The organism is Peptoniphilus rachelemmaiella (genome assembly GCF_943169845.1).
Classification (GTDB): domain Bacteria; phylum Bacillota; class Clostridia; order Tissierellales; family Peptoniphilaceae; genus Aedoeadaptatus; species Aedoeadaptatus rachelemmaiella.
This window is the reverse complement of record NZ_CALPBW010000038.1, coordinates 1-1,014: the sequence shown is the minus strand read 5'-3', so window position 1 is coordinate 1,014 and position 1,014 is coordinate 1. Positions and strand designations below refer to the sequence as shown.

At 51.3% G+C, this 1,014-nt stretch carries 1 protein-coding gene; it reads left to right on the top strand.

Translation table 11 applies throughout. From position 1 onward, the window contains the following. Position 1: 1 nt before the first annotated feature. Positions 2 to 1,014: ISL3 family transposase (locus KO087_RS09515; protein WP_349665978.1), on the top strand; the 1,013-nt coding region annotated here is incomplete at its 3' end.

The window sequence follows — 1,014 nt, the reverse complement described above, 5'->3', positions numbered from 1 at the left end:
CCTGATTACCATTGATTGCAAACCCGTACAAGATCGGGTTTGTCCTCACTGTGGCTCGGCTCACGCTTGGGTTCACGATCACCGGGTTCAGGTGCTTCGGGACGCACCGATGCGCCGTAAACACGTGCTTCTTCGCGTCAAGAAGACGCGCTACGATTGCAAGGATTGTGGCGCACGCTTTGAAGCTTCCCTTTCCTTTGCCGCCAAGGGCAAGCAGATGACAAAGCGCTTAATTGCCTATGTGGTCGATGCCTTTCGAGATATTCGATCGGTGTCGGAGCTGGCGCGGGAAGTGGGGATTTCAACGACGAGTATTTTTCGTATTGTGGCTTGTTTGTTTGTACCTCGTCAACGGCTCCCTCGTGTCTTTTGCATCGACGAGTTTAAGGGCGACAGTGGCGGAAGCAAGTACCAGACCACCCTAGCTGATGGGGAGGCCCATCGAATCATCGACATTCTTCCGACGCGTTACGGCAGGGATTTAGCGACTTATTTCGCTTCCATTGATCGCGCGGAACGACGTGGCGTCGAAATCTTTGTCAGCGATATGTGTGGTACCTTTAAAGGCGTGAGAGAAACCTTCTTTCCACAAAGTACCCATGTCATTGACCGGTACCACTTCATCCGCCAAGTCCATTGGGCTTTGGAAAACGTGCGGAAGCGGGAGCAGAAACGGATGACGGCAACGGAAAGAAAATGGTTTAAACGAAGCCGCAGTCTACTGAAAAAACCGGCTCAGAAACTCACAGAAACAGAGAAAGGCCTCGTCGCTACCATGCTCGAAAAGAGCGATGCCATTCATACCGCCTACATCTTAAAAGAAGGCTTTTACACCTACGTCCTTTCTCAGAAAGACAAAGTATCCGCTAGAACCGCTCTTTCAACATGGATGGAAGAGGCAAAGAAAAGCGGGCTAAAGGAGTGGCGCCACTGCTTACGTGCCTACAACAACTGGTTCGAGGAGATCACCAACAGCTTTGATTACCCGTGGAGTAACGGCTACGTGGAAGGAAC